This window comes from Pseudomonas sp. GG8, from assembly GCF_052976945.1.
In genome coordinates, this window is sequence record NZ_JBRIIP010000001.1 from 5,048,126 (window position 1) to 5,063,501 (window position 15,376).

Annotated in this window: 13 protein-coding genes, 2 tRNA genes and 1 rRNA gene; 10 read left to right on the plus strand and 6 right to left on the minus strand. The window is 56.8% G+C overall.

Going from position 1 to position 15,376, the window contains the following annotated elements:
- Positions 1-3: 3 nt before the first annotated feature.
- The 5 genes from ACVBEG_RS23770 to ACVBEG_RS23790 form a co-directional block, all read right to left on the minus strand.
- Positions 4-79: transfer RNA gene (locus ACVBEG_RS23770), tRNA-Ala, on the minus strand.
- Between the two features lie 30 nt (positions 80-109).
- Positions 110-186: transfer RNA gene (locus tag ACVBEG_RS23775), tRNA-Ile, on the minus strand.
- 83 nt (positions 187-269) lie between these two features.
- A 16S ribosomal RNA gene (locus ACVBEG_RS23780) occupies positions 270-1,808 on the minus strand.
- A 579-nt stretch (positions 1,809-2,387) separates the two neighbouring features.
- Positions 2,388-3,608 (minus strand): CaiB/BaiF CoA transferase family protein, encoded by a 1,221-nt coding sequence (locus ACVBEG_RS23785; RefSeq protein ID WP_323565625.1) that lies wholly within the window; start codon positions 3,606-3,608, stop codon positions 2,388-2,390.
- 46 nt (positions 3,609-3,654) lie between these two features.
- Positions 3,655-4,836 carry an acyl-CoA dehydrogenase gene (locus tag ACVBEG_RS23790; RefSeq protein ID WP_322177217.1) on the minus strand — a complete coding sequence of 394 codons (1,182 nt, stop codon included), beginning with the start codon at positions 4,834-4,836 and terminating at the stop codon, positions 3,655-3,657.
- Positions 4,837-4,997: 161 nt separating this feature from the next.
- Here ACVBEG_RS23790 and ACVBEG_RS23795 point away from each other — a divergent pair, with 161 nt between their 5' ends.
- The 10 genes from ACVBEG_RS23795 (at position 4,998) to ACVBEG_RS23840 (ending at position 14,844) form a co-directional block, all read left to right on the plus strand.
- The gene (locus ACVBEG_RS23795; protein ID WP_322177216.1) at positions 4,998-5,918 is read left to right on the plus strand and encodes a LysR family transcriptional regulator; all 921 of its coding nucleotides are present in this window, start codon (positions 4,998-5,000) and stop codon (positions 5,916-5,918) included.
- Between the two features lie 425 nt (positions 5,919-6,343).
- The gene (locus ACVBEG_RS23800; protein ID WP_322218782.1) at positions 6,344-7,465 is read left to right on the plus strand and encodes a Re/Si-specific NAD(P)(+) transhydrogenase subunit alpha; all 1,122 of its coding nucleotides are present in this window, start codon (positions 6,344-6,346) and stop codon (positions 7,463-7,465) included.
- An 11-nt stretch (positions 7,466-7,476) separates the two neighbouring features.
- Positions 7,477-7,800, plus strand: coding sequence for an NAD(P) transhydrogenase subunit alpha (locus tag ACVBEG_RS23805; RefSeq protein ID WP_322177214.1), 324 nt, complete (start codon positions 7,477-7,479; stop codon positions 7,798-7,800).
- On the plus strand, positions 7,797-9,233 hold the full coding sequence (locus ACVBEG_RS23810) for an NAD(P)(+) transhydrogenase (Re/Si-specific) subunit beta (RefSeq protein ID WP_322177213.1): 1,437 nt from the start codon (positions 7,797-7,799) through the stop codon (positions 9,231-9,233). The genes ACVBEG_RS23805 and ACVBEG_RS23810 overlap by 4 nt, the downstream gene beginning before the upstream one ends.
- Positions 9,234-9,436: 203 nt before the next feature.
- Complete coding sequence (locus ACVBEG_RS23815) at positions 9,437-10,930, plus strand: acetyl-CoA hydrolase/transferase family protein (protein ID WP_322177212.1); 1,494 nt, start codon at positions 9,437-9,439, stop codon at positions 10,928-10,930.
- Between the two features lie 318 nt (positions 10,931-11,248).
- The gene (locus ACVBEG_RS23820) at positions 11,249-11,464 is read left to right on the plus strand and encodes a DUF1127 domain-containing protein (RefSeq protein WP_219063263.1); all 216 of its coding nucleotides are present in this window, start codon (positions 11,249-11,251) and stop codon (positions 11,462-11,464) included.
- A 339-nt stretch (positions 11,465-11,803) separates the two neighbouring features.
- Entirely contained in the window at positions 11,804-12,121 is a 318-nt protein-coding gene (locus ACVBEG_RS23825; protein ID WP_322177211.1) for a DUF2388 domain-containing protein, read from the plus strand.
- Between the two features lie 104 nt (positions 12,122-12,225).
- The gene (locus tag ACVBEG_RS23830; protein WP_322177210.1) at positions 12,226-12,531 is read left to right on the plus strand and encodes a DUF2388 domain-containing protein; all 306 of its coding nucleotides are present in this window, start codon (positions 12,226-12,228) and stop codon (positions 12,529-12,531) included.
- Positions 12,532-12,565: 34 nt separating this feature from the next.
- Entirely contained in the window at positions 12,566-12,886 is a 321-nt protein-coding gene (locus ACVBEG_RS23835; protein WP_322177209.1) for a DUF2388 domain-containing protein, read from the plus strand.
- On the plus strand, positions 12,883-14,844 hold the full coding sequence (locus ACVBEG_RS23840; protein WP_322177208.1) for a DUF7844 domain-containing protein: 1,962 nt from the start codon (positions 12,883-12,885) through the stop codon (positions 14,842-14,844). The genes ACVBEG_RS23835 and ACVBEG_RS23840 overlap by 4 nt, the downstream gene beginning before the upstream one ends.
- A gap of 22 nt (positions 14,845-14,866) precedes the next feature.
- Here ACVBEG_RS23840 and ACVBEG_RS23845 read toward each other — a convergent pair whose 3' ends face one another.
- On the minus strand, positions 14,867-15,268 hold the full coding sequence (locus ACVBEG_RS23845; RefSeq protein WP_322177207.1) for a GFA family protein: 402 nt from the start codon (positions 15,266-15,268) through the stop codon (positions 14,867-14,869).
- Positions 15,269-15,376 lie beyond the last annotated feature (108 nt).

Here is a 15,376-nt window from a genome sequence, read left to right on the forward strand (position 1 = left end):
AAGTGGTGGAGCCAAACGGGATCGAACCGTTGACCTCCTGCGTGCAAGGCAGGCGCTCTCCCAGCTGAGCTATGGCCCCGTATCTCTACAGGCGTTTCCCACACAAAATTGGTGGGTCTGGGCAGATTCGAACTGCCGACCTCACCCTTATCAGGGGTGCGCTCTAACCAACTGAGCTACAGACCCAATTTCGGGCTGCTTCTAAATCGTCTTTTTCAATGAATCAAGCAATTCGTGTGGGAACTTATGAAGAAGCTGAGGTCTTCGATTAAGGAGGTGATCCAGCCGCAGGTTCCCCTACGGCTACCTTGTTACGACTTCACCCCAGTCATGAATCACACCGTGGTAACCGTCCTCCCGAAGGTTAGACTAGCTACTTCTGGTGCAACCCACTCCCATGGTGTGACGGGCGGTGTGTACAAGGCCCGGGAACGTATTCACCGCGACATTCTGATTCGCGATTACTAGCGATTCCGACTTCACGCAGTCGAGTTGCAGACTGCGATCCGGACTACGATCGGTTTTCTGGGATTAGCTCCACCTCGCGGCTTGGCGACCCTCTGTACCGACCATTGTAGCACGTGTGTAGCCCAGGCCGTAAGGGCCATGATGACTTGACGTCATCCCCACCTTCCTCCGGTTTGTCACCGGCAGTCTCCTTAGAGTGCCCGCCATTACGCGCTGGTAACTAAGGACAAGGGTTGCGCTCGTTACGGGACTTAACCCAACATCTCACGACACGAGCTGACGACAGCCATGCAGCACCTGTCTCAATGCTCCCGAAGGCACTCCGCTATCTCTAGCAGATTCATTGGATGTCAAGGCCTGGTAAGGTTCTTCGCGTTGCTTCGAATTAAACCACATGCTCCACCGCTTGTGCGGGCCCCCGTCAATTCATTTGAGTTTTAACCTTGCGGCCGTACTCCCCAGGCGGTCAACTTAATGCGTTAGCTGCGCCACTAAGAGCTCAAGGCTCCCAACGGCTAGTTGACATCGTTTACGGCGTGGACTACCAGGGTATCTAATCCTGTTTGCTCCCCACGCTTTCGCACCTCAGTGTCAGTATCAGTCCAGGTGGTCGCCTTCGCCACTGGTGTTCCTTCCTATATCTACGCATTTCACCGCTACACAGGAAATTCCACCACCCTCTACCATACTCTAGCTCGACAGTTTTGAATGCAGTTCCCAGGTTGAGCCCGGGGATTTCACATCCAACTTAACGAACCACCTACGCGCGCTTTACGCCCAGTAATTCCGATTAACGCTTGCACCCTCTGTATTACCGCGGCTGCTGGCACAGAGTTAGCCGGTGCTTATTCTGTCGGTAACGTCAAAACACTAACGTATTAGGTTAATGCCCTTCCTCCCAACTTAAAGTGCTTTACAATCCGAAGACCTTCTTCACACACGCGGCATGGCTGGATCAGGCTTTCGCCCATTGTCCAATATTCCCCACTGCTGCCTCCCGTAGGAGTCTGGACCGTGTCTCAGTTCCAGTGTGACTGATCATCCTCTCAGACCAGTTACGGATCGTAGCCTTGGTGAGCCATTACCTCACCAACTAGCTAATCCGACCTAGGCTCATCTGATAGCGCAAGGCCCGAAGGTCCCCTGCTTTCTCCCGTAGGACGTATGCGGTATTAGCGTCCGTTTCCGAACGTTATCCCCCACTACCAGGCAGATTCCTAGGTATTACTCACCCGTCCGCCGCTCGCCACCAGGTACAAGTACCCGTGCTGCCGCTCGACTTGCATGTGTTAGGCCTGCCGCCAGCGTTCAATCTGAGCCATGATCAAACTCTTCAGTTCAAACATCTTTGGGTTTTGACAAAACCCTAAACTTAGCTCAGCAATCGTTGGTTACATCTTTGATTTCTCGCGGAGTAACTTGTGATGCTGATAATCAGTTGACTTCAGTCTTACAACACAAGCACCCACACGAATTGCTTGATTCAGTTGTTAAAGAGCGGGTGGTTGAGATCTTTCGTCTCAGCCGAGGCGCGCATTCTACAGCAGCCCTTGTTGCTGTCAAGCGGTTATTTTAACAAGTTTCAAAGTTTCCTTTGCAACTTCAACCACTTGCGCTTCGATCAACTTCACGTCTCTCGTTAGCGGGAGGCGAATTCTACAGCGTTACACGCTGCTGTCAACACCTCTTTTCTACCGCTTTCGATCCAGAAGATCAAAACCCCTTCCTCGCCGCTTACTCTGGATAACTCTTTGATTTACAAGGAGTTTTCCGTTTCGCCTGCTCCGGAAGAGGTGCGAATTATAGAGAGATTAGCTGGGGCGTCAACACCTAATTTCATAAACCTGTCACTTTGGTAAAACATGCCAGTAAACGCTAATGGATAGCCTTAAATCAGCCCTCTATATATAGCTATATGGCTACAGCACACCTGCCTGGCGCAGAACATCTACAGCGTCGGCATCCAGACCCAGGACACGCTCTAATACCTCCAACGTATGTTCACCCAATAGCGGCGGGGCAAAACGATACTCAACCGGCGTCTCAGACAACCGGATAGGGCTGGCGACCTGAGGCACACTTCCGGCCAGCGCGTGCGGCATAGTAATAGCCAGCCCGCGCGCCTGAACCTGTGGATCAGCAAACACCTGTGCCAGGTCGTTAATCGGCCCACACGGCACGCCGGCACGCTCGAGCGCAGTCACCCATTCAGCGGTGGTCTTGAAAACCGTCGCCTGGCGGATGAGAGGGATCAGTTCGGCCCTATGGGCAACGCGCAGGTTATTAGTCAGGAAGCGCGGATCTTCAGCCCACTGCGGTTGCCCGGCAACCTCGGCGAACTTTCTGAACTGACCGTCATTACCTACCGTAAGGATGAAGTTGCCATCAGCAGTGGGAAAATCCTGGTAAGGCACGATATTGGGATGAGCGTTGCCCAACCTGCGTGGCGCCACCCCGGTCGTCAGGTAGTTCATCGCCTGATTGGCCAGACAAGCCACTTGCACATCAAGCAAAGCCATATCGATATGCTGACCAACACCGCCCTGATCCCGGTGAGCGAGAGCCGCCAGAATCGCAACCGTCGAATAGAGCCCGGTAAGAATGTCCGTCAGCGCCACACCGACCTTGACCGGCCCGGCGCCCTCATCACCCTCCGGACGCCCCGTAAGGCTCATCAAACCACCAAGGCCTTGAATCATGAAATCGTAGCCGGCCCGCTTGGCATAAGGACCGCTTTGGCCAAACCCGGTGATCGAGCAATAGATAAGCTTGGGATTGATGGCTTTTAGCGCCTCATAGTCCAAGCCATATGCCGCCAACCCACCGACCTTGAAGTTCTCGATGACGATGTCGGACTTGGCAGCCAGCTCCCGCACCAACTTCTGACCCTCAGGCCGGGTGAAGTCTATGGTGACTGACTGCTTGTTCCTGTTGGCCGACAGGTAATACGCCGCTTCACTGGTGTTCTCGCCCTCGGCGTCCTTAAGGAACGGAGGGCCCCAGGCGCGAGTGTCATCGCCATTGCCTGGGCGTTCGACCTTGATCACCTCGGCACCGAGGTCAGCAAGAATCTGTCCGGCCCAAGGTCCAGCAAGAACCCGCGACAAGTCGAGGACCCGTAGATGTGAAAGCGCGCCCATCGGCTGACTCCTTTTCCTTTATAGATAGAAAGCTGAAAGCCGCTACTTAATAGAAGGCTTGAATGCCAGTCTGTGCACGACCCAGGATCAGCGCATGGACGTCATGGGTACCTTCATAGGTATTCACGACTTCCAGGTTGACCAAATGACGGGCAACACCGAACTCGTCGGAGATGCCATTGCCGCCCAACATGTCCCGCGCCATCCGTGCAATGTCCAGAGACTTGCCGCATGAGTTGCGCTTCATCATCGAGGTGATTTCGACCGCAGCAGTGCCTTCGTCTTTCATCCGACCCAAGCGCAAGCATCCCTGCAAGGCCAAGGTGATTTCAGTCTGCATGTCAGCCAGCTTCTTCTGGATGAGCTGAGTCGCCGCCAACGGGCGCCCGAACTGATGACGATCCAGGGTGTATTGACGTGCGGTGTGCCAGCAGAACTCGGCAGCCCCCAACGCGCCCCACGAAATCCCGTAACGTGCCGAGTTAAGACAGGTGAAAGGACCTTTCAAGCCACGGACGTCCGGGAAGATGTTTTCTTCGGGCACGAACACGTTGTCCATCACGATCTCGCCAGTGATCGAGGCACGCAGACCCACCTTGCCGTGGATAGCCGGCGCAGTCAGGCCCGCCCAGCCTTTTTCCAGAACGAAACCGCGAATGTCGCCCGCATCGTCTTTACCCCAGACAACGAATACATCCGCAATCGGGCTGTTAGTGATCCACATTTTGCTGCCAGACAGGCGATAGCCGCCGTCAACCTTCTTGGCACGGGTAATCATCGCGCCCGGATCGGAGCCGTGGTTAGGCTCGGTAAGACCGAAACAACCAATCCATTCGCCGGTGGCCAGCTTGGGCAGGTATTTCTGTTTCTGTGCTTCGGTACCGAATTCGTTGATTGGCACCATCACCAGAGAGGACTGAACACTCATCATGGAGCGATAGCCGGAGTCGACGCGCTCAACTTCGCGAGCGATCAAGCCGTAGCACACGTAATTCAGACCGCTGCCGCCGTATTGCTCAGGGATGGTCGCGCCCAACAGACCTATTTCACCCATTTCGCGAAAAATGGCAGGATCAGTATGTTCATGGCGAAAGGCTTCAAGAACACGCGGTGCCAGCTTGTCACGGGCAAACTGTTCAGCGCTGTCACGCACCATGCGCTCTTCTTCAGTGAGCTGTTGATCCAGCAACAGCGGGTCGATCCAGTTGAAGCTTGCTTTGCCGCCCATGAGCGAGTCCTCGTGAAGATTGGTCAAAAGTCGTGGGACTGATCCTAGGCTGGCTTAAGGAATACGGCAAACGAGGATTTTGCATGCTGTTGTGCTAATTTCTCACTCCGTGACGATCAAAAAAGGCTTTTTCCGGTGATCGACTAGTGAGGTAGAGGTACATGCGCAGAAAGATCCCCAGCACAACCGCACTCATCAGCTTCGAGGCGGCAGCCCGACACGAGAGCTTTACCAAGGCGGCGCAAGAGCTTTCCCTCACTCAAGGCGCCATTTGCCGACAGATCGCCGGTTTGGAAGAGTTCCTTAATGTCGAACTCTTCCGACGCTCACGCCGCGGCGTGAAACTGACCGAAGCCGGGCTTTCTTATAGTCGTCGCGTGGCAACACAACTGGATGCGGTCGAGCGTGACACGCTATCGGTCATGGGTCAGCAGGGCGCTAACGTGATTGAGCTGGCGGTTGTGCCGACCTTTGGCACTCAGTGGTTGCTGCCGCGACTCAAGGATTTCCAGCAATGCCATCCCGACGTAACGGTCAATCTCACCAACCGCACGCGGCCATTTCTGTTTGCCGACACCGACTTCGACGCAGCGATCTATTTTGGTGACGCGGACTGGTCCGGTACCGAGTCACATCGGCTGATGGGGGAAAACCCGATGCCGGTGTGCAGCCCCAATCTTTTGGGCAATTTCGACACGCTGAGCGCACAGGCAATTGCTGAATTACCTTTGCTGCAACAAACCACACGCCCCTATGCCTGGCGCCAGTGGTTCGGCTCTCTGAACCTGAATATTCCCCGCGACATGACAGGGCCGCGTTACGAGCTATTCTCCATGCTTGCCCAAGCCGCCATGCACGAGATGGGGATTGCCTTGATTCCGCCCTTCCTGATCCAGCGCGAACTGGCCGAGAAGCGCTTGGTCATTGCCAACACCCACGCGCTATCGAGTATCAAGGCCTATTACCTGATGATTCCGGAGCGAAAGGTGGAATCAGCGTCTTTACGCGCATTTCGCGACTGGCTCGTGGGACAGGCTCATAGCTATGCGCTAATCACCGAGCGGCCCGCAGCCATTAACTGACCTTGTAGTCAGCTGCTAGAGACGCCTACAGATGTACGAATATGTCGCTTTTACATCAACTGTACGGATGGCATCGGTAATGGCTCAAAAAGCCTGAAACCGCGGACTGCAGCTTGAGTTAAAGCACCGTAGGGTTATTCACACTGCGAATCCTGAATTTTATTAAACCTCATTAAAAGTCCCTGCGGGCCCGGCAATCATGAGCGTTAGCCCTGGCCTTGCGACATTGAGTCACAGGGTGACTTGTAGTTAATATTCAGTCACAGTTCAGAACTTGTTGAAGGGATCAAACTTCGCCTGCAAAATGCCGCCCCCGCCTTTCACGGCGGGATCGCGCTGATCTGACGCCCCGGCAGCACCATCCGTAGTGCGCTGGCCTATTTAAAATAGATAACAAGATAAAAAGATTACGCAGGAGATATAACGTGCACATTGGTATTCCTCTCGAAACCCATGCGGGTGAAACGCGGGTTGCCGCAACCCCGGAAACCATTAAGAAGCTGATCGGCCAAGGCCATCGGGTCACTGTGCAAAGCGGCGCAGGCGTCACTGCCAGTGTTCCGGACAGTGCCTATGAAGCGGCGGGCGCCACCATTGGTAGCGCCACGGATGCCTTCGGTGCCGAGCTGATTCTCAAAGTTGTCGCACCCAGCGACAGCGAGCTGACCCACATCAAGAGCGGCACGATCGTCGTGGGCATGCTCAATCCGTTCAACAACGAAACGATTGGCAAGATGGCAGAGTGCGGCATTACCGCCTTCGCCCTTGAAGCCGCGCCGCGTACCTCGCGCGCGCAAAGCCTCGACGTGCTGTCCTCGCAAGCCAACATCGCCGGCTATAAAGCCGTGCTGGTGGCCGCGCATCACTATCCGCGCTTCATGCCGATGCTGATGACTGCTGCAGGTACCGTGAAGGCCGCCCGCGTGCTGATCCTTGGTGCCGGTGTAGCGGGGCTGCAGGCGATTGCCACCGCCAAGCGTCTGGGCGCGGTGATCGAAGCATCCGACGTGCGTCCTGCGGTGAAGGAACAAATCGAATCCCTCGGCGCCAAGTTCGTCGACGTGCCTTACGAGACTGACGAAGAGCGTGAATGCGCGGTCGGCGTCGGCGGTTACGCCCGGCCGATGCCGGCCAGCTGGATGCAACGCCAGGCCGTCGCGGTCCACGAGCGCGCCAAACTGGCCGACATCGTGATCACCACCGCGTTGATTCCGGGTCGCAAGGCGCCTGTGCTGCTCAGCGCCGAGACCGTCGCGCAGATGAAACCAGGCTCGGTCGTCATTGATCTTGCGGCGGCTCAGGGCGGCAACTGCCCACTGACCGTGGCCGATCAAGTAGTCAGCGCACACGGCGTGACCATCGTCGGCTATACCAACCTGCCTGCGATGGTCGCGGCTGATGCCTCTGCGCTCTACGCACGCAACCTGTTGGACTTCATGAAGCTGCTGTTCACCCCTGAAGGGCAGCTGCAGATCAATCTCGAAGACGACATCGTCGCCGCGTGCCTGATGTGCCGCGACGGCCAAGTCATCCGCAAGAACGGCTAAGGATAAAAATAATGGAAGAGCTGATCTCCCCTGGCATCTACAACCTGATCATCTTCGTGCTGGCGATTTATGTCGGTTATCACGTGGTCTGGAACGTAACGCCTGCACTGCACACGCCACTGATGGCCGTGACTAACGCCATCTCGGCCATTGTCATCGTCGGCGCCATGTTGGCCGCCGCGCTGACCGTAACGCCGCTGGGCAAGACCATGGGCACCCTGGCGGTGATGCTGGCTGCCGTGAATGTGTTCGGTGGCTTCCTGGTCACCCGGCGCATGCTGGAAATGTTCAAGAAGAAAGCACCCAAAGCCAAGGTTGAGGTGCAGAAGCCATGAGCATGAATCTGGTCACTACGCTGTACCTGATCGCCTCGATCTGCTTCATTCAGGCGCTCAAGGGCTTGTCTCACCCCACCACATCGCGACGCGGCAACCTGTTCGGCATGCTCGGCATGGCGCTGGCAGTGATCACCACCGTTGGCCTGGTCTACAAACTCGGCTCCGAGATGGCCGCCCCCGGCATTGGCTACATCATCTTTGGCCTGTTGGTCGGCGGCACGGCCGGTTCGATCATGGCCAAGCGCGTTGAAATGACCAAGATGCCGGAACTGGTCGCCTTCATGCACAGCATGATCGGCCTGGCAGCTGTGTTCATCGCCATCGCAGCCGTCGTCGAGCCGCAATCGCTGGGCATCGTTCGGCACCTGGGTGACGCCATTCCAGCGGGCAACCGTCTGGAACTGTTCCTCGGGGCCGCCATTGGCGCCATCACCTTCTCCGGTTCGGTGATCGCTTTCGGCAAGCTCTCGGGCAAGTACAAATTCCGCCTGTTCCAGGGCGCACCCGTACAGTTTGCCGGCCAGCATAAACTTAACCTGGCCATTGGCCTGGCGACACTGACGTTTGGCGTCATCTTTATAGTGAGCGGCAATCTGAATGCGTTCGCCCTGATGCTGGCGTTGGCGTTCGTTCTCGGCGTGCTGCTGATCATCCCTATCGGCGGCGCAGACATGCCGGTCGTGGTGTCGATGCTAAACAGCTATTCGGGCTGGGCAGCGGCAGGGATCGGTTTCTCGCTGAACAACTCGATGCTGATCATCGCCGGTTCGCTGGTGGGCTCTTCGGGTGCAATCCTCTCGTACATCATGTGCAAGGCGATGAACCGCTCGTTCTTCAACGTCATCGGCGGCGGCTTCGGCGGTCATGCGGACGCGGCGGGCCCAGCGGGTGACAAAGAAGCGCGGCCGGTCAAATCCGGTTCGGCAGATGACGCCACCTTCCTCCTGAGCAACGCCGACACGGTGATCATCGTTCCAGGCTATGGCTTGGCAGTGGCTCGGGCGCAACACGCACTAAAGGAGCTCACAGAGAAGCTCACCCATCGTGGCATCACGGTGAAGTACGCCATTCATCCGGTTGCAGGGCGGATGCCGGGGCACATGAACGTACTGCTGGCCGAGGCAGAAGTGCCTTACGACCAGGTGTTCGAGATGGAGGACATCAACTCCGAGTTCGGCCAGGCTGACGTGGTTCTGGTGCTGGGCGCCAACGACGTGGTCAACCCGGCAGCGAAGAATGACCCTAAATCGCCAATTGCCGGGATGCCGATCCTTGAGGCTTACAAAGCCAAGACCGTGATCGTCAACAAGCGCTCTATGGCCAGCGGCTATGCAGGCCTGGACAACGAACTGTTCTACCTGGACAAAACCATGATGGTGTTCGGCGATGCCAAGAAAGTGATTGAGGACATGGTCAAAGCCATCGAATAACGCTTCGATACTGGCACGCTGCAAGTGCACGCTTCAAAACAATCCCTGGCACCGAAATCGCCGGGGATTTTTACATCTGTCACAACGGTGTTTTACATCACGCACTATAATTAGAGCACGTGAATGCGACCATGGTAGCGGGACGAAAAATGCTCAACTCACTAGACTGCAGGTCTTGCTTCCACCGCCCGAGATGAAAATCCATGTACCGTGACCGTATCCGCTTGCCTTCTCTGCTCAACAAGGTGATGAGCGCGGCAGATGCCGCAGCCCTGATCCAGGACGGCATGACCGTCGGTATGAGCGGCTTTACCCGTGCAGGCGAAGCCAAGGCTGTGCCTCAGGCACTGGCCGAGCGCGCCAAAGTGTCTCCGCTGAAAATCAGCCTGATGACCGGCGCCAGCCTCGGCAATGACCTCGATAAACAATTGACCGAAGCCGGTGTGCTGTCCCGTCGCATGCCGTTTCAGGTCGACAGCACCCTGCGCAAAGCAATCAACGATGGCTCGGTGATGTTTATCGATCAGCATCTGTCCGACACCGTTGAGCAGTTACGTAACCGCCAGATCAAAGCCGTTGACCTGGCTGTGATCGAATGCGTGGCCATCACCGAAGAAGGGCATCTGATCCTGAGTACTTCGGTGGGCAACTCAGCCAGCTTCGCCATTCTGGCCAAAGAAGTGATCGTCGAGATCAACCTTGCTCAGCCACTTGAGCTGGAAGGCCTGCACGACATCTACATCCCAAGCTACCGTCCAACCCGCCTGCCGATCCCGGTACTGAAGCCTGACAGCCGCATCGGCAGCCACGCCGTGCAGATCGACCCGGCGAAGATCATCGGCATTGTGATCAGCAATCAACCTGACTCGCACTCGACAGTCCTGCCACCTGACGAAGAAACACAGGCTATCGCCAGCCACTTGGTGGAGTTTTTCAAAAGCGAAGTGCGCGCAGATCGGTTGACCAACAGCCTGATGCCACTTCAGGCAGGCATTGGCACCATCGCCAACGCAGTGATGCACGGTCTGCTGGACTCACCGTTCCATGACATGACCATGTACTCCGAAGTGCTTCAGGATTCGACATTTGACTTGTTCGACTCCGGCAAACTGATCTTTGCATCTGGCAGCTCCATCACCTTGTCTGCCGCCAAGCACGACGAAGTGTTCAACAAGCTGGAGCACTACAAGCCACAGCTGGTGCTGCGTCCACAGGAGATCTCAAACCATCCTGAGGTCATTCGCCGCCTGGGGATTATCGGCATCAACACCGCACTGGAATTCGACCTGTACGGCAACGTCAACTCCACCCACGTCTGCGGCACGCGGATGATGAATGGCATTGGCGGTTCGGGAGATTTTGCCCGTAACGCGCACTTGGCGATTTTTGTCACCAAGTCTATTGCCAAGGGCGGTGCGATCTCCAGCGTTGTGCCGATGGTCAGCCATGTCGATCACACTGAACATGACGTGGATATCCTGGTGACCGAGCAAGGCCTGGCTGACTTGCGCGGCCTGGCACCACGGGAGCGCGCACGGGTGATTATCGACAACTGTGTGCACCCGGATTATCGCGAAGCACTCAACGCCTACTTCGCGGCAGCCTGCAAAATAGGTGGTCACACTCCACACGTACTGCGCGAAGCACTCAGCTGGCACATCAATCTGGAAGAAACAGGGCGCATGCAGCCTCTCTGATTTTGGAGTGGGTAGCTGACAACGATTTTTTCGTGCTGTCAGCTACCCCAATGTTTCCCTTAAATCAGAAAACTGTACTGCTGTACCGGTCATTTCCAGGCTTTCAAATCGAAAAAACCCCCTGATTAGCACGAAAATGCGCCATTAAAGTGCGGACCAGTACAGTTACCCCAAATACGAACAAAACAGTCCCTATAAACAGTTAACTGGACCAGCACAATTGAAGTGAACTGTGTCTGGAGGGACTGGCCAAGAGGGAGGAAGATTGGCACCAGTCAAGCCACTATCTAAACCCGCCACAAGCGGAAGGAAGTCATCATGGAACGTACACTCAGTTCCGACCTGTTCTACGAAAATACCGCTTCAACCGCTAAAGCTGCATGGCCTCTTCGCGCTTTCGCCAACCTGATGCTTTGGCAGCGTCGCATCTCCAGCCGCCACCAACTGGCTCGTCTGGACGCACGTTTGCTGGCTGACGCCGGGATTAGCGAATCGCAACGTTACGAAGAGTTGAGCAAGCCGTTCTGGCGCTAAGCTAGCGCTCGCTGGTCTCAGACCATAGGTCTCCCTCCAGCAACCCGAATTGCTCCATACAAGACCCGTCGCAGGTAACTGCCGACGGGTTTTGTCATTTCAGAGATCCGGAATCAGGCTGAGAAACGAACGACCAGACAGTCTACAAGTACAGTTTGCAAATCACTTCAATCCACCGCTACAGTTGTTTTCTGCTTACTTCTCAACCACATAACACCCCCACAGAAGCGCCGATTGTCGCTAACTATGCACTGGAGCTGACGCAGGATGGTGCGTACAGCGCCGCTGCGATAGGCTTGGGCGTGCTTAGCTCACCTCTTTCAGTCATTGGAGTTCATCATGTCCCGCCTACGCCTACTTAGCGCTGTAGTCCTGCTGGCTGTCGCTACCGGCGCCAGCGCTTCGAGTTTTGTCGTCACCACCGATGCTGTAGTCCGCGCGCTCGATGCCTCCAGCAATGCAACGTCCAAAGTCTCGTCGTCGCTCAAGGATGACAAAATCGTTCTTGCGGCACGTGACGACGCGGCCAGTTTTGTCGCCAGCCAAGGTGACATCCGTGGTGTACACCTGGAAGGCGCCCTGGCGCATATCCGCCAACAGGCTCCTCAGCTCAGCGCCACCGATACTCAGCTGGCGCAAGCGATTCTGGCCCTCTAACGAGCGTCGTTCGAGGCTAATCGGCTAGCCCGCAACTGTCGGGCTGGCTCTGCTCCGGGCATTACGCTAGCCTTCGCCGCTCGAATTATTGGCTATTTCGACCCATGCGTTTTCTGTTGCTTCTGTTCGTTGCCCTGACTTGGAGTCTCCAGGCCCAGGCGTTTGACCTGACCACACAAAATCTGGTCGCCAGCGGATTTGTCACCAGCAAAGTGACCTCCGCCCCCTTCGACAATAAACTGATACTTGCCGCCCAGGATGATGCTGCAGCGTTTATAGCCAGTGATGGCCAACTGCGAGGAGCACAGCTTGAATCGGCGTTGGCTTTTTTACGTGAAGAGCACCGTCAGACCCAGCCAGAATTTCGTGCCAGTGATCTTGAACTGGCGCAGGCAATCCTCGTCCAATAATCATGTTGTATCTTTTGTATTCCGGAGACATTTCATGCGTACCCCGCTCATTGCTACCGCCCTCGGCCTCTTGTTGTTGGCCGGTGTAGCTCAAGCTCAAACTGTGAAGGCAACCAGTAACATTGTCGTCCGCGCCTTCGGCCGCAGTATTGATTTCACCTCTGACACCACCACCTCGACCCGCGACTCAAAAGTCGTGATCCAGGCCAAAGATGATGCTGCCAGCTACGTTGCCAGCAAAGGCGATATTCGCGGAGTGCAGCTTGAGGCCGCGTTCGACACCTTGCGTGCTCGCCTGCCTGAAGCCCGAGACGCCAGTGACCAAACGCTGGCCGAAGCCATTCTTGCTCTGTGAGGCGCCTCACAGGTTGGCTGCTGGCCTCAATGCTGTTGCTGGTCGGCAACAGCGCCGCAGCCGCATTGAGTCTGTCGCTCAACGCTGACAGACTCACTCCGGCGCAGCAACAAGCCAGCCAGACACTGCTCGATGAAGCCCTGCAGGCCTTGCCGCCGCGCTTTATCGAGCAACTGGACCGCCGTATCGACGTTCGTTGGTCTGCAGACCTGCCGAGCAACGCATACGGACAAGCGTCAGGTCCCTATCAGCTCGACTTGAACAGCAATCTGCTGGCCGGTCTGACCGATGGCTCAGCGGCCACCCAGAAAACCAATCGCCCCCACGGCACCGTGCGCCGGGAAATGCTCGCCACTGTGCTGCATGAACTTACCCATATCTATGATCGCGCCACGCTATGGCCGGGTGCCGAGCGTTCGCTGATCCTCAATTGCCAGCGTCAGGCCAATAGCCTGGGCAAGATTGGTTTGCCCGACCGCTGCCGTGGTCAAACGGCCCGGCGCTTCACCCTCAGCGACGATCCGAGGCTGCTCGACCTCGCCGGCTGGCAGCAATACGTCGGCCGCAGGGGCGAGCGTGAGGAACACAACCGCCAGGTCGCCCGTAGTCCGGACATCTACGAAATCAGCAACCCGCGTGAGTTCGTCGCGGTCAACATGGAGTATTTCCTCCTCGATCCGGACTACCCCTGCCGTCGTCCCGCGCTGTACGCGTACTACAAAGAACATTTCGACTGGGCCCCCTCAGCCAGGAGTGAGTGCCGGACGTCCTTCCCGTTCCTTAACGCCGGCAGCGACTTTGGCCGTCAACCTCTGGGCACAATCGACCCCGAGCGTGTGTACGCCGTCGACTACCTGCTGGCCGAGGCCAACCAGAACTGGGTCAGCCGCTGGGGTCATAGCATGTTGCGGCTGGTGATCTGCAAACCTGGACGCCCTCGTGGCCCGGATTGCCGTCTGGACCTGGATCAACACCTGGTGTTGTCTTACCGCGCCTTCGTCGGCGACGTGCAGCTTTCCAGTTGGGACGGTCTGACCGGCGTGTACCCGTCGCGCTTGTTCGTCCTGCCGCTGGGCCAGGTGATCGACGAATACACCAAGACCGAACTGCGCAGCCTGGCCTCGGTGCCGATGAATTTGTCCCGGCCGCAAATCAACGACCTGGTCGAGCACGCGGCCGAGATGCACTGGAGTTACGACGGCAACTACTACTTCATATCGAACAACTGCGCTGTGGAAACCCTGAAACTGCTGCGCAGTGGCACCGATGACCCACGCCTCAAAGGTCTGGACAGCATTATCCCCAATGGGCTGCTGGAAGTGCTCAATGCACGTGGATTGGCTGACACCAGCGTACTGAAAGACCCGCGAGAGGCATTGCGCCTAGGGTATCGTTTCGATTCCTATCGCGACCGCTATCAGGCGATGTTCGACGTGCTCAAAAAACAGTTGCCGATCAAACAGACCACGGTAGAAGACTGGTTGGGGGTGCCCTCCAAGGAGCGGCGTGAGTGGTTTGCCAGTGCCGATTTGCGCACCAGCGCAGCGATGCTGTTGCTGGAGCAAGCCAGCTTGCGTCGAGAACTGTTACTGGCCCAGGAGGAGGTCAAGCAACGCTACCTCAGTGCCAGGGAGCAGAAGGATGGCGGCGTCTCCAAGGCGACCGGCACCTTGCGGGAAATTCTCGCCAGCAGCGGCTTCCTCAGTCGCCCGGCAGAATTGCTCGACAGCGGCGGCTACGGCTTGCCCCAAGCCAGCGAATGGCAGCGCCTGGAAGACGAAAGCAGCCAGCGTCAGAAGCAATTGCAGCGTTTGACCGGTGATCTGGACAAAGAAGTCCGCGCATTGCTTGAACCCGAACGCGCCGCAGAAATCGCCGCCAACGAAGACAACCTCAAACAGATCAGCGACCACCTGCGCACGTTGCACAAGGCCGCAGGTGGGCTGGAACTGCCTTAGTCCTGCAACATAGGCGTTAAACCTACAACGACTCCTCACGCTCTTCGGGCAAATGCTCATCCAGATGCAACCACGGCAATCGATTGGCGGTCCAGATATGCCGAGCTGCCGGGGCCTGCTCCGGGTGATCCAGCGTGGCGACCGTGACGTCCATGCTGTCCGGCGTTTTGCGGGTGAACAACGCCAACTGTGCGCCGCAGTTGGCGCAGAAATAACGCACACAGGTCGGACCAGAGTCGTAAGACGCCGGGCTGCCCACCAGCCACTCGAACGACGTGAGCGGCACCGTAATCCAGGTCGTCACCAGCCCACCTGAAACCCGTCGGCAAATAGAACAGTGACAGTGGGCGATGTCCTGCAGCGGGGCGTTGAACTGATAACGCAGACTGCCGCAATGGCACCCACCGGTGTGAGACTGACTCATCAAGCGTGCTCCTTCTCAGATCACATGAAATTGAAACCCTTGTGGCACGCCACGGTTGCGTCTTCAACGAAACGGCAACGCGTCAGATGTTTGTTCGACGAAAGCTGG

Bases quoted from the DNA above. Each gene is read 5' to 3' on its own strand.
- ACVBEG_RS23785 (WP_323565625.1), bottom strand. From the start codon at position 3,608: ATGGGCGCGCTTTCACATCTACGGGTCCTCGACTTGTCGCGGGTTCTT.
- ACVBEG_RS23790 (WP_322177217.1), bottom strand. From the start codon at position 4,836: ATGGGCGGCAAAGCAAGCTTCAACTGGATCGACCCGCTGTTGCTGGAT.
- ACVBEG_RS23795 (WP_322177216.1), top strand. From the start codon at position 4,998: ATGCGCAGAAAGATCCCCAGCACAACCGCACTCATCAGCTTCGAGGCG.
- ACVBEG_RS23805 (WP_322177214.1), top strand. From the start codon at position 7,477: ATGGAAGAGCTGATCTCCCCTGGCATCTACAACCTGATCATCTTCGTG.
- ACVBEG_RS23810 (WP_322177213.1), top strand. From the start codon at position 7,797: ATGAGCATGAATCTGGTCACTACGCTGTACCTGATCGCCTCGATCTGC.
- ACVBEG_RS23815 (WP_322177212.1), top strand. From the start codon at position 9,437: ATGTACCGTGACCGTATCCGCTTGCCTTCTCTGCTCAACAAGGTGATG.
- ACVBEG_RS23820 (WP_219063263.1), top strand. From the start codon at position 11,249: ATGGAACGTACACTCAGTTCCGACCTGTTCTACGAAAATACCGCTTCA.
- ACVBEG_RS23825 (WP_322177211.1), top strand. From the start codon at position 11,804: ATGTCCCGCCTACGCCTACTTAGCGCTGTAGTCCTGCTGGCTGTCGCT.
- ACVBEG_RS23830 (WP_322177210.1), top strand. From the start codon at position 12,226: ATGCGTTTTCTGTTGCTTCTGTTCGTTGCCCTGACTTGGAGTCTCCAG.
- ACVBEG_RS23835 (WP_322177209.1), top strand. From the start codon at position 12,566: ATGCGTACCCCGCTCATTGCTACCGCCCTCGGCCTCTTGTTGTTGGCC.
- ACVBEG_RS23845 (WP_322177207.1), bottom strand. From the start codon at position 15,268: ATGAGTCAGTCTCACACCGGTGGGTGCCATTGCGGCAGTCTGCGTTAT.